16 protein-coding genes are annotated in these 15217 nt (G+C 40.2%); 4 read left to right on the top strand and 12 right to left on the bottom strand.

Annotated features, from left to right (window positions below; translation table 11 throughout):
- Positions 1–97 precede the first annotated feature (97 nt).
- From AC1EKL_RS04310 to AC1EKL_RS04295, 4 genes are all read right to left on the bottom strand, one after another.
- Positions 98–364: a helix-turn-helix transcriptional regulator gene (locus tag AC1EKL_RS04310; protein ID WP_480175096.1), complete on the bottom strand. Its 267-nt coding sequence runs from the start codon at positions 362–364 to the stop codon at positions 98–100.
- Between the two features lie 32 nt (positions 365–396).
- Positions 397–651 carry a hypothetical protein gene (locus tag AC1EKL_RS04305; protein WP_480190213.1) on the bottom strand — a complete coding sequence of 85 codons (255 nt, stop codon included), beginning with the start codon at positions 649–651 and terminating at the stop codon, positions 397–399.
- A 108-nt stretch (positions 652–759) separates the two neighbouring features.
- Positions 760–1386 carry a Rha family transcriptional regulator gene (locus AC1EKL_RS04300; protein ID WP_480175094.1) on the bottom strand — a complete coding sequence of 209 codons (627 nt, stop codon included), beginning with the start codon at positions 1384–1386 and terminating at the stop codon, positions 760–762.
- 44 nt (positions 1387–1430) lie between these two features.
- Positions 1431–1670 (bottom strand): helix-turn-helix domain-containing protein, encoded by a 240-nt coding sequence (locus AC1EKL_RS04295; protein ID WP_480175093.1) that lies wholly within the window; start codon positions 1668–1670, stop codon positions 1431–1433.
- A gap of 119 nt (positions 1671–1789) precedes the next feature.
- Here AC1EKL_RS04295 and AC1EKL_RS04290 point away from each other — a divergent pair, with 119 nt between their 5' ends.
- The 3 genes from AC1EKL_RS04290 to AC1EKL_RS04280 all read left to right on the top strand — a co-directional run bounded on the left by AC1EKL_RS04290 (position 1790) and on the right by AC1EKL_RS04280 (position 4626).
- Positions 1790–2821, top strand: a complete 1032-nt coding sequence (locus AC1EKL_RS04290) for a helix-turn-helix domain-containing protein (protein ID WP_480175092.1) — start codon at positions 1790–1792, stop codon at positions 2819–2821.
- Positions 2822–2874: 53 nt separating this feature from the next.
- Positions 2875–3381: a hypothetical protein gene (locus AC1EKL_RS04285; RefSeq protein ID WP_480175091.1), complete on the top strand. Its 507-nt coding sequence runs from the start codon at positions 2875–2877 to the stop codon at positions 3379–3381.
- 159 nt (positions 3382–3540) lie between these two features.
- Entirely contained in the window at positions 3541–4626 is a 1086-nt protein-coding gene (locus AC1EKL_RS04280) for a tyrosine-type recombinase/integrase (RefSeq protein WP_480175090.1), read from the top strand.
- 166 nt (positions 4627–4792) lie between these two features.
- Here the strand turns inward: AC1EKL_RS04280 and AC1EKL_RS04275 are convergent, their stop codons facing one another.
- The 3 genes from AC1EKL_RS04275 to AC1EKL_RS04265 form a co-directional block, all read right to left on the bottom strand.
- A complete protein-coding gene (locus tag AC1EKL_RS04275; protein WP_480188553.1) occupies positions 4793–5434 on the bottom strand; it encodes a hypothetical protein in 642 nt (213 codons plus the stop codon).
- Between the two features lie 18 nt (positions 5435–5452).
- A complete protein-coding gene (locus AC1EKL_RS04270; protein ID WP_480188552.1) occupies positions 5453–5845 on the bottom strand; it encodes a zinc ribbon domain-containing protein in 393 nt (130 codons plus the stop codon).
- Between the two features lie 217 nt (positions 5846–6062).
- Positions 6063–6194 carry a hypothetical protein gene (locus AC1EKL_RS04265; protein ID WP_006916985.1) on the bottom strand — a complete coding sequence of 44 codons (132 nt, stop codon included), beginning with the start codon at positions 6192–6194 and terminating at the stop codon, positions 6063–6065.
- A gap of 522 nt (positions 6195–6716) precedes the next feature.
- Between AC1EKL_RS04265 and clpP the strand changes: the two genes are divergently transcribed.
- The gene (clpP, locus tag AC1EKL_RS04260; protein WP_480172703.1) at positions 6717–7310 is read left to right on the top strand and encodes an ATP-dependent Clp endopeptidase proteolytic subunit ClpP; all 594 of its coding nucleotides are present in this window, start codon (positions 6717–6719) and stop codon (positions 7308–7310) included.
- Positions 7311–7355: 45 nt separating this feature from the next.
- Here the strand turns inward: clpP and whiA are convergent, their stop codons facing one another.
- The 5 genes from whiA to uvrB all read right to left on the bottom strand — a co-directional run bounded on the left by whiA (position 7356) and on the right by uvrB (position 15178).
- A complete protein-coding gene (gene whiA, locus AC1EKL_RS04255) occupies positions 7356–8288 on the bottom strand; it encodes a DNA-binding protein WhiA (protein ID WP_480188551.1) in 933 nt (310 codons plus the stop codon).
- A gap of 14 nt (positions 8289–8302) precedes the next feature.
- Positions 8303–9286: a gluconeogenesis factor YvcK family protein gene (locus AC1EKL_RS04250; protein ID WP_480188740.1), complete on the bottom strand. Its 984-nt coding sequence runs from the start codon at positions 9284–9286 to the stop codon at positions 8303–8305.
- An 11-nt stretch (positions 9287–9297) separates the two neighbouring features.
- On the bottom strand, positions 9298–10167 hold the full coding sequence (rapZ, locus tag AC1EKL_RS04245; protein ID WP_480188550.1) for an RNase adapter RapZ: 870 nt from the start codon (positions 10165–10167) through the stop codon (positions 9298–9300).
- A 112-nt stretch (positions 10168–10279) separates the two neighbouring features.
- Positions 10280–13135: an excinuclease ABC subunit UvrA gene (gene uvrA / locus AC1EKL_RS04240; protein WP_480190212.1), complete on the bottom strand. Its 2856-nt coding sequence runs from the start codon at positions 13133–13135 to the stop codon at positions 10280–10282.
- 3 nt (positions 13136–13138) lie between these two features.
- Complete coding sequence (gene uvrB / locus AC1EKL_RS04235; protein WP_480188548.1) at positions 13139–15178, bottom strand: excinuclease ABC subunit UvrB; 2040 nt, start codon at positions 15176–15178, stop codon at positions 13139–13141.
- Positions 15179–15217: the final 39 nt, after the last annotated feature.

Raw genomic sequence — 15217 nt, 5'->3', positions numbered from 1 at the left:
TTCAAAATCCATACATAAATTTAAATCGTTTTGTATCTGTGTTCTCATTACGTCCACCCATTCAAATACAACACATTGCGCTGGTTAGCTGTGATTATTAGTGACTGTGTAACTGACTACGTGACTTAACCCATTGTTCTAAATCTGACTTGGTAAAACGATAGCTACCACCAATCACGGCAACAGGGAAGTCATCGTATTCTTTAATCCATTTATCAAGGGTTGCCCGTCCACAACCAAGAAACTTTGATGCTTGCTGTTTGTTAAGTACAGCAGGGAACGGATCAACTGGTTTGTAAGTTTTCATGCGTTCCGTCAAAGCATCTTGTAAGACCTTATCGGGAATGTTGAAAGTAAAATCCATGTTTGGCACCTCACTTTCTAAATCAATGCGCCTTATTTTTGCGAACCAATAATCACAAAATCATCTTTGGTGCGTCTTTCATTAATGGCAATTTGCAAACCATCATCCCATACCAAAACATGGGAATTAGGAATTGATGGGTCAACTTGTGCAAACAAATAGCCTTCGCCTGCGTAACTGATCATTTCATTAGCCGCAAGCGGTAGAATGCTCTTTCCGTCTACTTGACGGTCAGCAAAAATCCTATTTCGATTGTCCTTGTTATCAAGTAGCTTGGTTAGTTCCAACCCTTTTTAGTAGCTGTATAAACTGCCTGTTCACAACAAACTTGGTCGCCTTGTGCTAATACAACAATCTTTTGTGTCTTTTCCATGATTAAATACCTCCAAAATTCTTTAAACAGCCTGACCATCGGTTAATAGCAAAATTCCCTTGATCTGGTCATAAGTTTTATTCAGTCCAATAAATCCAGTTACAACATTTTCCAGTTGCTGATATTTTGCTTGTTCAGCAGTTGTTAAACCGTCCATTGCATTCTTAACGTGCCTTGACGCTTTAAGCTGTTTAGCATTCATACCAGTTACCTGTTTCAGCAGTAAATCAGTAATGGTCTTATAGCTCCAGCGGTTGCCATGTTTCCATTGCTGAATAGCATCCGTAAGGGTGCGCCGTTGCGGAATACCAACAACTCGGTTTCTGACTTGCTCCAGCTTTTCGTTTCTCATTTGAAAGAAAGCCCTGACCAATCGTTTCTTAAATTCTCTGACCTTATCAGTGTTATCAAGATAGGTCATTAACAAAGTCGCTTGCATTTCGTTAAGATGGTAAATCTTCTCTGGTCTACCTCGTCTTTTTAATTTACGGATTTCAAATCCCAAAATTCCATACTCTTCAAAATCGTTTTTGTGGTTTCTGATTAGTCGCCTTACACTATCAAGATCGTTACCACTGTAATCAGCAATAATCTTGTCGGTGGTATACGGCTCATCATTCACGGAACCAATGAAAACTAAATCGTGCATCTTTACCACTCCTCTCTCTGCATCCACTCAACGGCGGATGCTTTTTATTTGCCCTGAGTTGCGACTAGCTGACTTTCTTCCTGGTCAGCCGTTGCATACTCACTAATTAACCAGTCACTTAATTTCTTGTAAGTAGCTGGTGTCACCTTGCGATGGTTGCGCTTGAAAATGTTATCCAGCGTCCACCGACTTAAACCAAGTTGACGACCAAGCGCAACGGTGGATAAATTCAATTCTCCCCGTTTACGTTTGATTGCCGTTACTTGCTGATTAGTAAGTTCCATGTTTTCACCTCCATATTCACATTTTGTGATTATTTTAAGCTCACATTTTGTGAATGTCAATAAACATATTCACATTTAGTGAGTTTTGATGTAACCTTAATACGAAAGTTGGTGAAATTATGGATAATCGCATAGCTGAGTTACGCCATGAAAAAAGCCTAACTTTAAAAGAGTTAGGCAATAGAATTTCTATGCGTGATAATACTTTAAGCCAATACGAAACAGGCAAAAGGCAACCAAAAATGGAAACATGGCAAAAACTAGCAGATTTCTTTAATGTGCCTGTGGCTTATTTACAAGGGTCTGGTTGGTCAGCGTCAAAAGTTATCAAATTTTTATTGTTTATGATTACTAACAGATACAACGATAATTTGTTGTTGCCATCGGATCATTACGCCTTTAGAGGTAAGGTTGCTAAATATGGATTGGAAAAAGAAACATTAGATGAATTAGACAATGAGGATTTACCAAACTTTAATAAACTAGCATTAGAACATATTAGTAACTACATGAGTTTTGATGAGTTTGAAAATGTTGATGAATTTGAGATTCCAGAATTAACGGATAAATACTTAAATCAATCTGAAATTGATGATATTAGAAATGAAATTATTGACGGAATTGAAAACGATGAGATCAATATAGTTGCTCTGCTAGAAAAGGCTATTAACAAAGAACTGATTGATGGCCTTTGCCACCAATTGCTAAGTGCTAAAACATGGCTCGAATATCAGGATTATAAAAGTAAAAAAGACAATGGCAATGATATGCTTACTCAAGATTTTGATAATATTGAAAACCAGTTTGGCCGAAATGTAGAAGATTTCAATACTTTTGAACAATATTTTGACCAGAATACTGTTGAAAAATTTAAAAAAACATGTATGAATAAATTCACCTTTTTATCAGACTTCGTTTTTCTGTCGACCATTGGCGCAAGCGAATGGTCGGCTGGCATTACACCAGAATATGAAATTGCAAACAAATTAAAGGAAAACATTTTCAATGATGAATTTAGCGAAAACCCGTACGCAAGTATTAATAAGAAAATTCAAAGTCTTAACATCAGTTTATCTGATAAAAAATTGCTAATTGATACTTTTAACCGTTTAATTCAAAAAAACAATGCAAATAACTATAGCGATAAATAGCATTCATACGTCCAAACGTGATTGACGTTAAAAGCTATTGGGAGAAGTACATCATGAAAAAATTAACCTTACTCAGCGCCGTTCTATTAGCTGGTCTATCCTTGACGGCTTGCGGTAGCAACTCCAGCAAGAAAGCAAGTTCAAATAATAAAGCGTCTAGCTCTAAAGTGGTAAAGCACCATAAGAAAGCTAAACGCTCAAAGAAAAAGGTTAACAAAAGTAAACATGCTAGTAGTTCATCCGCTGTGAGTGCGTCTAATCAGCAGAACCAACAGCAAAATAACAGCGGTGATCAAGCTGATCCATTCGATGCAAGTACATGGGATAAACCATATAAGGGTTACCCAAGTTTTAATGCTTATCTGCATGACCATCCTGATACCCCTAACATCCAATCACAAACGGCTCAAATGCAACATGAAGAAAATATGCGTAAGGGTATCGAAGACGCAAACGGTAATGAAACTCAAAACTTTAAAAATTGGGTTTATGCTCGTGATAACGCTTGGGACAATGGAAACGATAATTTCCCAGATTATGATCAAAATCATCAATGGTGATTAATCAATAGTTGTTTTGCTCTCTGTGACGTTTTAACCATGTTTTGATCAATTACCCATCAACTACTTTAAAAGCTCTCACGGATCAATTTTGACCCCATATCATTCAAATACATCACATTGCGCTGGTTAGCTGTGCGAAAAAAGGAATGATAGAAAATGAGTTATACAAAGAAAGTTAGTAAAGGATATTACGGTTACGCTAGTTACTACGACAAACACGGCAAGCGTCACGTTAAAAGTGCGGGGCTTTTCAAGCTCAAACGGCAAGCCCAACAAGCAGGCAATGATTTAGAAAAAGAACTTGATCAACGTAACATGGATTTACAAGATATTACTTTGCTTGCCTATTATGAACGCTGGTTCAAGCTCTACAAGCAAGCAAATATCACGGATGTTACTAAGAACCGCTACAAAGTCATCGGCAAGGCGATTCAAGATTATTTTGATGACACTAAGCTGGTTAATATTCGGCGGTCTGACTATCAAGGCTTTATCAATTGGTATGGCGCTAACCATGCACGGGATAGCGTCACCAAGCTCAACGGTGCATTGCGAAGCTGTGTCGGTTATGCAATTGATGATGATATTATTACCAAAGACTTCACTCATAACGTGCAAATTGTTTATGACCGCTCCAGAAAAGTTAATGTGGAATACTTAACCAATGCTGAATTAGTCCAGCTCAAAGATGCGGTAGTGCAAAGCCTGAACCCATTAAGTACTAGCAGTTACATGATCTTAACAGCAATTTATACGGGAATGCGAAAAGCGGAGGTGCAAGCCTTAACTTGGAAAGATATAGATTTTCTCCATTCCACCATTACCATTAACAAGTCATGGGACGAAAATAAAAAAGCCTTTAAACCTACTAAGACTTCAACCAGTAACCGAACGATTAAGGTTAATCGTGAATTACTGAAACATCTTGCAGATTTAAAGGCTAACGGGTCAACGCTGGTCTTTATGAATGGTTTAGGAACCGTCCCAACATCAACCGCTTTAAATAAATGTCTACACCGTATTATGAACCATGTCGGTATTAAAAAGCAAAATTTCACGTTCTACTCATTACGTCATGTTCATGTTGCCTATTTAATCGGGCAAGGTGTCGATGTTTACGCAATTAGCAAGCGTCTAGGACACTCCAATATCACTACTACGCTACGGGTGTACTCTTATTTGATTGATGAGTACAAGGCAAAGAATGATACTTTGATTATTAGCAAATTAGCTAACCTCTGATTTTCTGCTACCAAACTGCTACCAAATCAGAGTAAAACATTGATATATCAACGTTTAGGACACGGTTTTTGTGTCTGCCTTGGGCATAATTAATTACTTTCAACCGTTGAGTAATCAGCGGTTTATATATACAAAAGGCATCCTAATCACCAGGATGCCTTTTTACTTACTTCAAATTTAAATGAAGATCGTATTGTTTATTTGATACATCGTCATCACTTTTACCAAAAGCTTCGAATTTAAAACGCAATTTCTTAATATCATTAATGTTCTTGACGTGATTAAATACCACTACAACATCACCAGTTTTAGCAATTCCATTATCAATATCTCCATCAAAGTCTTGGTCGCCCATCATCGCATTCGCTTGTAAACCATTATTAGTCGACACCGTTCCTTGAGTTGGGTAAATACTAATATCCTGGTTGGCTTTGATTGTCATATTAATTAGCATCACGCAATTGCCAGATTTACCATCAAGGCCGATTCTTTGATAATCTTTAGCCAATTTATAAATTGTCACACTATTAATCTTAATATTAGCATGATCCCAAGAATTAACGTCCCGGTTTAAATGATAAGTCTTTTGATCGGTATATTGGTATGAATCATACGTCAGTTTAATCTTCCCCTTGACTCTTGCAGCGTGATCATCATGGTGATTAACCACTAGTCCCGTGCTTTCTCCTGCCGCTTGCAACTTATGGATTCCATGATAAGTTGCCACATCAACAAGTGCGATTAGAACCGCCAACACTGCCACAATTGAAATCCAGTAAACCTTATTATGGTACCAAACTCGCTTCATAACTAAATCCTCCCAAATCTAACTCGCTAGAATTACAATAATCGTTAACGATACGAAAAATACTAAATTAGCTACAACGCTGATCAAGGCACCAATTCCCGCAGAATTTGCATTCATCGGTCGTTCTTTTCTCCACACTAAAAATAAAATCAACCCTACTAATGGAATGAAGAAGCCAAGTATGGCCCAACCAAAACTTCCTGAATCTACAGAATGGGAATGAACACTATTCCCAACATTTGGTACGACAGCTTCAATTTTCTCCGCGGATTGTTCTGGCACTTGTTCTGAAGATTCCAGTTGACTACTAGAATGGTCATTTTCTAATGCTCCAGGAACTGGTTGACCACAATGTGGGCAAACTAGTAAGCGTTCCGCCATTGACTGGCCACAACGTTGACATTTTTTCATTTTAATCCTCCCTAAAAATTAACCTCCTAAATCGCTAAAAATATATCAAATTATCAATAAGTAGTCAATGGTCAGTCAACAATCCTATCTAGCTAGGAATATCATCATTGTTAAACCAGCGTTGCAAGTGATATCATCCGATAAAAAACGTTTGATTGAAGTCACAAAAAAAGCAGGAATCAAATGATTCCTGCTCATAATTTAATAATTAAACTGATTACTTTTCGTCAGCTGGCTTTTCTTTAGCCCACTTACGAATTTCTTCAATCTTCTTTTCCTTTAATGCCCGCTTGTACTTAGGAGCAACTGGACGACGGCCTTGTACGCCATGTGGATGTGCTTTACGCATGTCAATATGCCTCCTTTAATATATTATCGTTAATAATCAACATTCCGATTATAACTAAATGCTGCAAAAAGCGCAACCTTTCCATCCAGAACCTGTAATTTTTAACCACTCCTTAAAGTTAGACCATTTTATGCAAACGTTTATCAAAACTGTAATGATAAACTTCTTGATAACTATACCAATTTAAGATAATATGGAAACTGTTAAAAGATCACGGTGTTTAACTTAATTAACCAATTCAAACACCAAACTAAGATGGAGGATTATTATGTCCAAGCAAGACTTACAATTCAAAATGTTTGAAATTAAACCAGATCAAGATCGAGATCAATTAGATAACGAATGTGCTGATTTAGAACTGGACCTAATTGCAGAAAACTTAAAATAGTACTTGAGAGGATGAATAAAATTCAACCTCTTTTTTCATCAGTAATTTTATTTGACCTTTCTTGACCTATAGGGTAAAATACAATCATACGTTAGCAATTAACGCTAATAAGTGCTAAAAGGAGGCCACTTAATATGAATTTAGTTCCAACTGTGATTGAACAATCATCACGTGGTGAACGTGCTTATGATATTTATTCACGGCTTCTCAAGGATCGGATCATTATGCTTTCTGGTCCCATTGAAGACGACATGGCAAATTCAATCGTTGCGCAACTTCTTTTCTTAGACGCGCAAGATTCAACCAAAGATATTTACTTATACATTAATTCACCTGGTGGTGTTGTTACGTCCGGAATGGCAATTTATGATACGATGAACTTCATTAAGGCAGATGTCCAAACCATCGTTATTGGGATGGCTGCTTCAATGGCAAGTGTCCTCGTTTCATCCGGTGCTAAGGGCAAGCGGTTTGGTTTACCACACTCCCAAGTGTTAATTCACCAACCTTCTGGTGGTGCACAAGGTCAACAAACCGAAATTGAAATTGCTGCAACAGAAATTTTGAAGACTCGTAAGATGATTAACGAAATTCTAGCAGAAAATTCCGGTCAACCAATCGAAAAGATTAACCAAGATACTGAACGGGACCACTACTTAACTGCTCAAGAGGCGGTTGATTATGGTTTACTGGATGGCATCATGGAAAACAAGCCAAAGGCAAACTAAGGCTACTAACTCAAAAAGGTGTTGCGAATTATCGCAACACCTTTTTTATTGGCCACTTTTTATCTTATCCGCGTAAGCATTCAACTTTCTTAATCGGTGATTAACCCCTGATTTAGATATTGGCCCACCAGGAACTAACTCCCCGAGCTCCTTTAAACTCACTTCTGGATGGGCCAACCGTGTCATAGCAATTTCCCGTAATTTCTCTGGAATGTTGTTCAAACCGACATGCTGATCAATAAATTGAATGTTTGCGACCTGCTTATTAGCCGCATTGGCCACCTTATCCATATTGGCATTTTCACAATTAACAAGCCGATTCACGGAATTGCGCATGTCACGCACGATTCGAATGTTTTCGAACTCTAACATGCTATTGGTCGCCCCAATTAATTGTAAAAAGTCAGCAATCTTTTCTGCTTCTTTCAAATAGACAATATACCCGCTCCGTCGGGCAGTTGTACGCGCGTTCAATTGAAAATGATTGATCATTTCGGCAATCATCTCGTTATGCTCTTCATACAAGGAATAAATTTCCAAGTGGTAGCGGGAAGTTTCAGGATTATTAACTGAACCGCCTGCCAAAAAAGCTCCCCTTAGGTAAGACTGAATCATCAAATCATTTTTCAGAAGCTGAACTGGGACCCGCTCCATAATATGGAAGCCGTCTAAAATCCCCAATTCCGTTAATAATCCTTTCACGTGATACCGCAGACGGACAACATAGGTATTATTCTTTTTCAATTTCATTTTTCGTCGCACCACGATTTCTGATTCAACATTATAGAAATCTTTTAACAACGAATAAATTCGCCGGGCAATTGCCGGACTCTCTGTCTGGACACTTAGTACCATCTGCTGATTAGCAATTCCTAGCGCCCCATTCATTCTGATTAAGGCCATTAATTCAGCCTGTGCGTTATCCTTATGCACCGTTAAGCCAGTTAATTCTTTTTTGACCTGACTTGCATATGACATCTAATCACCCTTTCTCAATCAGCATGAACATCGTGGAGCCGGTTAAGCAATTCGCTTACTACCTTATCCCGATCATGGAACGCCCCATTATCACGTAATCGCAAGAAATTAGCTGAAATTACCCGACAGCCCTGATCCCGTAATCCAGCAAAATCATGCGTAACGGGCTGCGAAATCTCATTCCATTCCTGAAAATTAATGTAATCCTTCGGCACCGGTTGAACATTTACTAATACCGTATCAATAAACTGCTCACCGAGGTGGCGGTTCAATACCCGGACATGATCAGCATCCGTAAAATGATCCGTCTCACCCTTCTGGGTCATAATATTACAAATATAAACAACTTCCGCCTTCGTCTTTTTCACTGCCTCACCAACATTACTAATCATGAGGTTCGGTAAAATACTAGTAAATAAGCTTCCAGGGCCCAGCACAATCTGATCGGAATCCATAATGGCATCAATCACCTGTTTGACCGCCATTGGTGCTGCTGGTTCATCTGAGTCCGTTACCCAAACCCGTTGAATCTGTTTATGAGCAGCAGTAATTTCTGACTCACCCACTAACTTACTACCATCAGTAAATTCAGCATTCAACGTTAACGGCTCATTCGCCACGGGATAAATATGCCCATTAATCCGCATTAAATCAGATAATTCTTGCACTGCATCAAAAATATTCCCCTTCATCTCCGCCAGCGCAGAAATAATTAGATTACCAAGTGCATGACCGGCAAAAAAATTATCTTTACTGTTAAAACGGTATTGGAAGATTTCTTTTTCAATCGTTGGTAATTCAGATAGCGCTACCAGTGCATTTCGAATATCACCAGGTGGCACAACATTAATATAATTCCGTAAAATTCCCGAAGAACCACCATCATCGGCGACCGTTACGATCGCTGTTACATCCACATTTTGGTCCCGTAAGCCACGTAAAATAACAGGGAGGCCGGTTCCGCCACCAATAATTACAATTTTAGGTTTATGAAACATCATGCTCCTCCTTAATGTGCCTTATCCACATCACGGTGATGTGCATTCACTACATAGTCTTGCTTTCGTAGGTCCGCTGCCAGCTGGTTAGCAATTGTTACAGACCGATGTTGCCCCCCAGTACACCCAATCGCAATCGTTAAACTGGTCTTACCTTCTTTAATATAACCAGGTAGTGCTGTGGTAATCAGCGAATAAAGATGTTGATAGAAATTTTGGGCTTCCGGACTTTGCATGACATATTCTTGAACCGCTGGATCGTTACCGGTTAAATGTTTCAAAGCTGGAACGTAAAACGGGTTAGGTAAAAACCGCACGTCCATCACAATGTCCGCATCCAACGGCAGCCCATACTTAAAGCCGAAGGACATTACATCAACATAGAAATCGGTCCCCTGACCATTATTAAAGATTTCTGTTAAGCGAGTTCGTAAGTTCCGCGGCGTTAAATTAGTAGTATCAATTTTAACATCTGATTGTGATGCTAATTCACCGAGCAGCTTTCGTTCTCGTTCAATTCCGGCTAACACGCCGTCCTGTTTAGCTAACGGGTGCGCCCGACGAGTTTCCTTATACCGTGCGACTAGTTCTGCATTCCCCGCATCTAAAAACAAAACCTTCACACTTATATCATGACGTTGACGAAGCTGCTGAATGACCGGTAATACCTGATCATAAAAGCCCTTTGCCCGAGTATCCATCACCATCGCCATTTTTGGAAAATCAGCAGATTGCTTAATAACATCAACAAATTTCTCAGCTAATGTCGGGATCATATTATCAATTACAAAGTAGCGCAAATCTTCAAAGAGTTGAACCGCTACCGTTTTCCCCGCACCGCTCATTCCGGTAATAATCACGGCTTCTAACTTTTGGGACATTGAAATGCCTCCTTTAATAAAATCACTTTCTATTGTAACATACCGGGCGTGTCATTTCTGTAACCCAGTAAAAAAGTCTAGGATGATTCCCTTATCCTAGACTTTTTTATTATTATTTTTGTTGTCGTTTTGCAGCCCATTCACGGTCACATTTTAACATCGGTTTCAAATATTGACCAGTATAACTCTCTTTCACATTAGCTACTTCTTCTGGAGTTCCAGTCGCTACGACATAACCACCAGCGTCGCCCCCTTCAGGGCCTAAGTCAATCAGCCAATCAGCCGATTTAACTACATCCAGATCGTGTTCAATCACTAGAACTGTATTTCCGGCGTCAACCAACCGTTGTAAAACAGCTAACAATCGCTTGATATCATCCATATGGAGTCCCGTCGTTGGTTCATCCAAGATGTAGAAACTATTACCGTTAGACTGCCGGTGTAATTCACTCGCCAGTTTCATCCGTTGAGCTTCCCCACCAGATAAAGTTGTTGCCGGCTGGCCCAGGTGAACATAACCCAAGCCAACGTCTTGAATGGTTTGCAACTTCCGACGAATTTTCGGGATGGCGCTGAAGAAATCAAGTGCTTCATTCACGGTCATATTTAAGACCTGGGCAATATTCTTCCCCTTATACTCAACTTCCAAAGTCTCTGAATTATAACGGGTCCCATGGCAAACCTCACACGGAACATAAACATCTGGTAAGAAATTCATCTCAATCTTTAAAATTCCATCACCGTGGCAAGCTTCACATCGACCGCCTTTAACATTAAATGAGAACCGACCCTTTGTGTAACCACGCATCTTGGCTTCATTCGTCTGGGCGAATAGCGCCCGAATATCATCGAAAACCCCAGTATACGTTGCCGGATTACTCCGTGGTGTCCGTCCAATTGGTGATTGATCAATATCGATGATCTTCTCGATATTATTAACTCCACTGATAGAACGGTAACGACCTGGTTTGGCAGAGTTATGATTCAGTTTTTGTGCCAAAATCCGTTTAAGAATTTGATTAACAAGGGTTGATTTCCCAGAACCAGAAACCCCCGTAACACAAATAAACTTACCAAGTGGGAAACGAACATCGATATCTTTCAGGTTATTTTCAGCAGCTCCCTTCACCGTAATGGCCTTGCCATTTCCTGACCGACGTTCTTCTGGTACCGAAATCATCTTTTTACCCGATAAATACTGCCCAGTTAAGGATTTGCGACTCCGCATTACCTGCTTGGGAGTTCCAGCTGCCATGACCTGACCACCATTTTCACCAGCACCTGGCCCAATATCGACAATGTAGTCCGCAGCCCGCATCGTATCTTCATCGTGTTCGACAACAATTAGTGTATTCCCCAAATCCCGCATCTTTTTGAGTGAATTAATCAACCGGTCATTATCGCGCTGATGAAGCCCGATTGATGGTTCATCAAGAACATACATAACACCTGAAAGGTTAGAGCCAATTTGAGTTGCTAACCGAATTCGCTGTGCTTCCCCACCAGAAAGGGTGCGCGCCGCCCGGCTTAACGTTAAGTACTCAACCCCGACATTTTGCATAAACGTTAACCGATCAATGATTTCTTTTAAAATCGGTTTAGCAATTGCCGACTTTTGGTCATCTAATTTTAGTTGTTGGAAAAATGGCAAAGACTTACTAATTGGGAGATCAGAAACCTCACCAATGTTCCGATCATCAATCTTAACTGCTAACGCCCGTTCATTCAGACGGTAGCCATGGCACGCTGGACACGGCAGTTCTGCCATATACTTCCGCATTTGTTCACGGGTAAAATCAGAGTTCGTTTCCTTATAGCGCCGGGCAACATTATTAATCACTCCTTCAAATGGCACATCAACGTCTCGGACACCACCAAAATCATTTTCGTAGTGAAAATGAAATGTTTTATCCCCATTTCCATATAAAACTTTGTCGCGCTGACGCTTCGTCAACTTGTTAAATGGCTTATCCATATCAATACCCTCTGATGTACAGAATTGTTCAAGCATTGATGGATAATATTGCGAAGAAATCGGATTCCACGGAACTAATGCCCCTTCACGTAAGGTTTTAGTACGATCAGGCACTACTAAGTCCAAGTCAACTTCCAATTTAGATCCTAATCCTTCACAGACTGGGCAGGCGCCAATTGGTGCATTAAAAGAAAAGAGCCGCGGTTCTAGTTCACCAACCGTAAAACCACAAATTGGGCAAGCATATTGTTCAGAAAATGGGATTGACTCCCCACCAATCACATCCGCAATTGCGTAACCATCGCTCAAGCGTAATGCAGACTCGAAGGAATCAAATAGCCGAGAACGAACACCATCCTTAACAATAATACGGTCAACCACAACATTAACCGTATGCTGCTTATTTTTATCCAGCTCTGGAACTTCTTCAACATCATAAGTTTCGCCATCAACCTGAACACGAACAAACCCTTCCCGTTTAATTTTATCTAGAACTTTCTTTTGAGTTCCTTTCTTATCACGTACGATTGGGGAAAGAATTTGTAACTTCGTCCGTTCCGGTAATTTTAAAACGCGATTCACCATCTGTTCAGGTGACTGGCTGGTAATTGGAATATGATCATTAGGACAAATTGGAGTACCAACCCGTGCCCATAATAAACGGAGAAAATCATTAATTTCAGTAACAGTTCCCACCGTTGAGCGTGGATTATGAGAAGTTGTTTTTTGATCAATTGAAATTGCCGGCGATAGTCCATCAATTGAATCAACATCCGGTTTATCCATTTGACCAAGAAACTGACGAGCATATGCCGACAGACTTTCCACATACCGCCGTTGGCCTTCAGCATACAACGTATCAAAAGCCAATGAACTTTTTCCAGACCCCGAAAGACCAGTGATAACCACTAATTTATTTTTGGGGATTGTGACATCAATATTCTTTAAATTGTGGGCTCGTGCCCCATGAATAACTATTTTATCGTTTGCCACGAATTACTTACCTCCCTGCTTAATTTTCTGCTTACCCTTTTGCTGAGCTGACAATTCCATCACCGTATCACGCAAAGTGGCCGCTTGTTCAAAGTCTAACCGCTTTGCTGCCGAGCGCATTTGTTCCGTCAATTCATCCAGCATTTGTTGCTGTTCCTTGGCCGATAGTTTGGCAAAGTCTTGGGCAGTAAATTCTGCACTTTGCTGATCATCTTGGTCTTCAGCTGGTTTAACTGCTGAAATGGCTTCTTGAATTGGTTTGATAATTGTCTTCGGCGTAATACCGTGCTCTTGATTGTACTTTTCTTGAATTGTCCGCCGCCGTTTCGTTTCATCAATCGCCGCCTTCATGGAGTCAGTGACCGTATCGGCATACATAATTACCGCCCCGTGTTCATTCCGGGCGGCACGACCAATCGTTTGAATTAGTGATCGTTCATTTCTCAAAAAGCCTTCCTTATCGGCATCAAGAATTGCAACCAGGGAAACTTCAGGAATATCTAGACCTTCCCGCAATAGGTTAATTCCGACTAGAACGTCAAATTTGCCAAGCCGTAAATCACGAATAATCTGCGTTCGCTCTAGTGTTTTAATATCACTATGTAAGTACTTAACTTTTAAGCCAAGATCTTTCAAGTAATCACTAAGGTCTTCTGACATTTTCTTGGTCAGCGTCGTAATTAGGACCCGCTCATGTTTTTCAATCCGCTTGTTAATTTCACCTACTAGATCATCAATCTGACCCATGACTGGCCGGACTTCAATTGTTGGATCCAACAATCCAGTTGGTCGAATAATTTGTTGAACCACATGATCAGTTTGGGCTTCTTCATAAGGCCCAGGAGTAGCTGACATGTAGATCACCTGATTGACATGTTGTTCAAACTCGTCCAGCTTTAAGGGACGATTATCCAGTGCACTCGGTAACCGAAATCCGTAGTCGATTAACTGTTTCTTCCGTGCACGATCACCATTATACATTCCCCGTACTTGGGGCATCGTTTGGTGTGATTCATCCACTACTAATAAGAAATCCTTCGGAAAGAAATCTAATAATGTAAATGGCGGTTCTCCCGGTTTCCGGCGGTCCATATAACGAGAATAATTTTCAATTCCGTTGGTATAACCCATTTCCCGCATCATTTCAATATCATAAGTCGTGCGTTGCTGAATCCGTTCTGCCTCGAGCAACTTACCTTCCTTCGTAAATTGTTCAACCTGTTTTTTCATGTCGGCTTCAATTTCCGGCAAAGCCACCTTCATAGTCTCTTCGGTGGTTAAAAAGTGGGTAGCCGGGAAAATGGAGACATGTTCTCGATCGCCTAATACTTCACCAGTCAAGGCATCCACTTCCCGGATTCGATCAATTTCATCACCAAAGAATTCCACCCGGAGTGCTTTTTCTTCCCGTGACGCTGGAAAAATCTCAACTACATCGCCACGAACCCGGAAACGTCCTCGTTGGAAGTCAATATCATTACGATCAAATTGGATATTAACCAATTCACGCAGAAGCCTGTCACGCGAGATTTCCTGACCAATTCTTAACGAAATCACGTGATTCTGGTATTCAGCTGGCGAACCCAAACCAAAGATACTGGAAACTGAAGCAACCACGATCACATCATTCCGTTCCAGTAAAGAACTGGTTGCTGAGTGCCGCAATTGGTCAATTTCATCATTGATTGAAGCATCCTTTTCAATATACGTATCACTGGAAGGAACGTAGGCCTCTGGTTGGTAATAGTCATAGTAAGAAACAAAGTATTCAACTGCATTGTGCGGGAAAAATTTCTTCATTTCTCCATACAGCTGGCCAGCCAACGTTTTATTATGTGAAAGAATCAGCGTAGGTTTATTCACATTCGCAATGACATTAGAAATGGTAAATGTCTTCCCCGTCCCCGTTGCTCCTAATAAAATTTGGGCCTTATCGCCATCTTTAATTCCCTTGGTTAGTTGTGCAATAGCCTCTGGCTGGTCACCAGTCGGCTGATAATCAGAGACCAAGTCAAACATTTTATCTGCCTGACGGTAAATCATAACCATTCCTCCTCATTTTCCGTAAGTAACTAGTCTAAT

The sequence above is a fragment of the Limosilactobacillus sp. C0001E2 genome (assembly GCF_056590915.1).
Note: the sequence above shows the minus strand (reverse complement) of the source record. Positions and strands in the feature narration are given on the sequence as shown.

Coding starts and splice junctions, on each gene's coding strand:
- AC1EKL_RS04310 (WP_480175096.1), bottom strand. CDS start 364: ATGGATTTTACTTTCAACATTCCCGATAAGGTCTTACAAGATGCTTTG.
- AC1EKL_RS04300 (WP_480175094.1), bottom strand. CDS start 1,386: ATGCACGATTTAGTTTTCATTGGTTCCGTGAATGATGAGCCGTATACC.
- AC1EKL_RS04295 (WP_480175093.1), bottom strand. CDS start 1,670: ATGGAACTTACTAATCAGCAAGTAACGGCAATCAAACGTAAACGGGGA.
- AC1EKL_RS04290 (WP_480175092.1), top strand. CDS start 1,790: ATGGATAATCGCATAGCTGAGTTACGCCATGAAAAAAGCCTAACTTTA.
- AC1EKL_RS04285 (WP_480175091.1), top strand. CDS start 2,875: ATGAAAAAATTAACCTTACTCAGCGCCGTTCTATTAGCTGGTCTATCC.
- AC1EKL_RS04280 (WP_480175090.1), top strand. CDS start 3,541: ATGAGTTATACAAAGAAAGTTAGTAAAGGATATTACGGTTACGCTAGT.
- AC1EKL_RS04275 (WP_480188553.1), bottom strand. CDS start 5,434: ATGAAGCGAGTTTGGTACCATAATAAGGTTTACTGGATTTCAATTGTG.
- AC1EKL_RS04270 (WP_480188552.1), bottom strand. CDS start 5,845: ATGAAAAAATGTCAACGTTGTGGCCAGTCAATGGCGGAACGCTTACTA.
- AC1EKL_RS04265 (WP_006916985.1), bottom strand. CDS start 6,194: ATGCGTAAAGCACATCCACATGGCGTACAAGGCCGTCGTCCAGTTGCT.
- clpP (WP_480172703.1), top strand. CDS start 6,717: ATGAATTTAGTTCCAACTGTGATTGAACAATCATCACGTGGTGAACGT.
- whiA (WP_480188551.1), bottom strand. CDS start 8,288: ATGTCATATGCAAGTCAGGTCAAAAAAGAATTAACTGGCTTAACGGTG.
- AC1EKL_RS04250 (WP_480188740.1), bottom strand. CDS start 9,286: ATGTTTCATAAACCTAAAATTGTAATTATTGGTGGCGGAACCGGCCTC.
- rapZ (WP_480188550.1), bottom strand. CDS start 10,167: ATGTCCCAAAAGTTAGAAGCCGTGATTATTACCGGAATGAGCGGTGCG.
- uvrB (WP_480188548.1), bottom strand. CDS start 15,178: ATGATTTACCGTCAGGCAGATAAAATGTTTGACTTGGTCTCTGATTAT.